At 58.3% G+C, this 4021-nt stretch carries 3 protein-coding genes; 2 read left to right on the top strand and 1 reads right to left on the bottom strand.

What is annotated here, in order from left to right; all coding sequences use genetic code 11:
- Positions 1 to 39: 39 nt before the first annotated feature.
- Positions 40 to 744: a discoidin domain-containing protein gene (locus VN887_05915; protein ID HXT39541.1), complete on the bottom strand. Its 705-nt coding sequence runs from the start codon at positions 742 to 744 to the stop codon at positions 40 to 42.
- A gap of 166 nt (positions 745 to 910) precedes the next feature.
- Between VN887_05915 and VN887_05910 the strand changes: the two genes are divergently transcribed.
- Together VN887_05910 and VN887_05905 are read left to right on the top strand one after the other, a co-directional pair.
- Entirely contained in the window at positions 911 to 2344 is a 1434-nt protein-coding gene (locus tag VN887_05910) for a Gfo/Idh/MocA family oxidoreductase (protein HXT39540.1), read from the top strand.
- Positions 2345 to 2430: 86 nt separating this feature from the next.
- Positions 2431 to 3813, top strand: a complete 1383-nt coding sequence (locus tag VN887_05905; protein ID HXT39539.1) for a gfo/Idh/MocA family oxidoreductase — start codon at positions 2431 to 2433, stop codon at positions 3811 to 3813.
- The last annotated feature ends 208 nt before the right edge of the window (positions 3814 to 4021 follow it).

Raw genomic sequence — 4021 nt, 5'->3', positions numbered from 1 at the left:
CTGCCAACCATGGCAGGGCCGGCCGACAAATCGCTGAAATCATTTTGCAGGCAGCGCGTATATTTCAATTTCCTGCCAACAGTTCAATGCGCTCGACGTGCCGCCTCGCGTATAGCCCCGGACGTAACGTGCTTTCACACCTTTCGCGTCGATGATTTTCCCCTGGTTGGTTTCGAAGTATTCGCGGTCGGAGCCGACGCCGAGGCCGGACGAGTTGTCCGCGTCATTGTTAAAAAGCGTTTGAACGTCGGTCTTGAATTCCGGATCACTCGAAACCTGAACGATCACGTCGTGGAGGACCTGGATATAACGGTGATCGTGCCACACGACGATCGCGTAGATGGAATACGGCTCGCCCAGGTCAACCTGCACCCATTGTGTTCCCTTCTTGAACTCCACCGCATCGTAATCGAACGCCTCCTTTTTCCCGTCGGTCACCTGGTTTAGCTCGCCGCTGAACGGGGGCACGCTGCTCGTGACCGGTTTGCCAAGCGCGACATTTTTTACACCCCCGGGCGCCATAAAGGCCGGCCGCGGCTTGTCTGTGATCGGTTCGATGTTCGGCCCCTTGGGGAGGTCCTCGGGAGTGCCTTTCAACGTCGGCGCTGGTAATTTGAGGACCAGCGCTTCTTTGGCGGGCGGGTCGGCGGCATAGGTGGGTCCGATGTAAAAAAGCAGGAGAAGAAAACAGGCGGCAACGACGGCCGGCGCCAGCCCGCGTATGGAACAGGAATTGTGTTTCATGTGTTGTCCTGATAATAACGAATCCCGTACCGGTAATCAAAAACTAATGCACCGGGCCGGGGCATCCGCGTCAGCGTCTGCTTGCACTCCCGTCGGTGGCGCGTTAAAGAATACTCAAGCATTCAAAAATCATGAAAGCCCGATGAAGCGAAAGGAAACCGAATTTATGAAATCGACCCAAAATCGTCGCTCGTTTCTCAAACGCGCCACCCTGGCAATCGGGGCCGCGTCTGCTGCGCGCGTTCTGCCAGGCCTTAACGTCCTCGCGGCCAGCAGCACGGGTGACAAGCTGAACTGCGTGCAGATCGGCTGCGGCGGGCGGGGCTTCAATCATTTGGACGAGGTTATCGGCCGGAACGGGCAAAATCTTTACGCCATCGTGGAGCCTGACGCGAACAAGCACGCGTCCGTAAAAGGCTGGCTGTCCAGACGGAACCTCGACGCGGACAAACTCCAGATTTTTACCGATTACCGGCAGATGTTCGACAAGATTGGCAAGCAAATCGATGCTGTCTTCATTACCACGCCAAACCATCATCACGCGCTCGCCGCCATGATCGCCATGCAACTCGGCAAGAACGTTTACTGCGAGAAGCCGGTGTGCCACGACATTGGAGAGGCCCGACTGCTGCGTGAAATGGCCCGAAAGTCCAAAGTGGCCACGCAAATGGGGAATCAAGGGCACTGCGAGGAAGGGTACCGTCGGTTGTGCGAATACATCTGGGGCGGGGTCATCGGCAAAGTTACTGAGACTCACAGCTGGACAGACCGCGCCAACGGCGGCGTGGGCCCGCGTCCGCCGTCGCAACCGCCTCCGCCCGGCTTGCATTGGGACCAGTGGATAGGGCCGGCACCCTACCGTGATTATCATGCGGATCTCCATCCGCACGAATGGCACGGTTGGTATGACTTCGGCAACGGTTCGATCGGCAACATGGGCTGCCATGTGCTGGACGGCGTGTATTGGGCGCTCAAACTCGAACATCCCGACAGTGTTGAAGTCGAGTACATCAGGGGCGGCAGTGACGAGCGGTATCCGACCGGCAGCCGCATTCGTTGGGATTGCCCGGCCCGAGAAGGGATGTCGCCGGTGAAAGTTTACTGGTATGAGGGTCTGAACAAGACCACCAAAGACGAGGCGGTAGGGAACCTTAAAGCCGCCAAAGGCGCCGCCCGCAATCTCCCACCGCTCCTGGCCGATCTGCAAAAGCAATACCCGGACGAAGAACTTGACCGCGGCGACAGCGGCACGCTTTATGTCGGGGAAAAAGGAGTCATTTTTACCGGGACGTACGGAGACAAGATGCACATTGTGCCGTGGGAGAAAATGAAGGAAACGCCCGCGCCGTCCAGGACATTGCCGCGTCCCAAAAATATTTTTACAGACTTCATCGAGGCGTGTCGCGCGGGCAAGACCGAAACCGCCGTGCCGTTTGAGTACGGCACGCGGTTGACCGAATTCGCCATCCTCGGCAATCTGGCGCAGCACGTCGGCGAAGGGAAAAAAGTGGAATGGGACGGTCCAAACATGAAAGTCACCAACATTCCCGAGCTCAATCACTGGGTGAAGCGCGGTTATCGCAAAGGGTGGCAGGTCTGAGCATGGCTCGTTTATCGCCGGCCCCGGGGCGAAGCATATATTTCTTGAATTGACAGGCCGATACCCGCGTCGGGAAGATAGATCCTATGAACGAAACCTCAACCAACCTCACTTCGCGCCGCGAGTTCATCAAAAGCACCGGCAGGATTGCAGCCGCTTCCGCGCTGGCGGGCGTGGCGATTCCGCACGTTCACGCCGCGGAAAACAATACCCTGCAGATTGCCCTCATCGGCTGCGGCGGCCGCGGCACGGGCGCCGCGGCAAACGCGCTGGATGTTCACACCGGTCCGACCAAGCTCGTCGCAATGGCCGATGTCTTCGACTATCGGCTTAAGAGCAGCTATGACGCCGTGAAACGGCACAGCCCCGGCAAGGTGGATGTGCCGGATGACCGCAAGTTCATCGGCTTCGACGCTTACCGGAAGGCCATGGATTGCCTGAAGCCCGGCGACATCGCGATCTTCACCACGCCGCTGGCGTTTCGCTGGGTGCATTTCACTTATGCCATTCAAAAGGGGCTGAACGTATTCATGGAAAAGCCGCTCACGGCGGATGGGCCGACTTCCCGCAGAATGCTCAAGCTTGCCGAGGAGGCCTCGGCAAAAAACCTGAAGGTCGGAGTCGGACTGATGTCCCGTCACAGCCGCGCGCTGCAGGAACTCCAGCAGCGCATCCAGGACGGCCAGATTGGGGACGTCATCATGTTGCGCGGCTACCGGATGGCGGGGCCGGTGGGGTCTGCGTTTTCTGAAAAATGGCCCGGCAAACCGAGCGAATTGCTCTGGCAGATCCAGCGTTTTCACAGCTTCCTGTGGGCCAGCGGCGGGTGTTTCAACGACTTTTACATTCATCACGTTGACCACCTCTGCTGGATGAAAAACGCGTGGCCGGTGAAGGCTCGGGCTCTGGGTGGCCGCCATTACCGCGGCAATGCAGTCGATCAGAATTTCGATGTATATTCAGTGGAGTACACCTTTGACGACGGGAGCAAAATGTACATGGACGGACGGTGCATGGTGGGTTGCGAAGCATATTACTCCAGCTACGCACATGGCAGCAAGGGCTCGGCCACCGTTTCCGCAAATGGCGACTGCGGGTTGCCTTCAAGCATTCACAAAGGCCAGAACCCGGATCGCGCCAGCCGGATTTGGGTTTCCGAAGTGAGGCCGGACGAGCGGGACCCCTATCTGAACGAATGGAACGACCTCACTGAAGCGATCCGCAACAACAAACCGTACAATGAAGTGAAACGTGGTGTCTACGCCAGCGCGGTCAGCTCGCTCGGCCGCAAGGCGGCTCACACAGGACAGGAAATTACGTTGGAAGAGTTTCTCAGTTCCGACCAGGAATACGCCCCGGGCGTGGACAAGTTCACCGTGGATTCGCCGCCGCCGGTCAAGTCGGACGCGGACGGGAAGTATCCGATTCCGATGCCCGGAATCCTGAAACACGAAGAGTATAAGATGTAACCCGCCGGCCAAAGGCGGCGTCCGCATCCACCACTCCTCAAATGGCGCGCGGTCATGGATGAGTGAGTTGATAGCCCGTTCGGCGCCATGCCGGCTGGTTGAAGGCTATTTCAAAGAGTGGCTCCAGATCGCTGCGCGCGGAGGCTACCACCATTTCCTCGCGGTTCATGGTGACCAGGCAGGCCTTTAAGTTTCGTGCCGAGCTTGC

Origin of the sequence: Candidatus Angelobacter sp., assembly GCA_035607015.1 — a bacterium.
In the GTDB taxonomy this organism is placed as follows: domain Bacteria; phylum Verrucomicrobiota; class Verrucomicrobiia; order Limisphaerales; family AV2; genus AV2.
Note: the sequence above shows the minus strand (reverse complement) of the source record. Positions and strands in the feature narration are given on the sequence as shown.

Coding starts and splice junctions, on each gene's coding strand:
- VN887_05910 (HXT39540.1), top strand. CDS start 911: ATGAAATCGACCCAAAATCGTCGCTCGTTTCTCAAACGCGCCACCCTG.
- VN887_05915 (HXT39541.1), bottom strand. CDS start 744: ATGAAACACAATTCCTGTTCCATACGCGGGCTGGCGCCGGCCGTCGTT.
- VN887_05905 (HXT39539.1), top strand. CDS start 2,431: ATGAACGAAACCTCAACCAACCTCACTTCGCGCCGCGAGTTCATCAAA.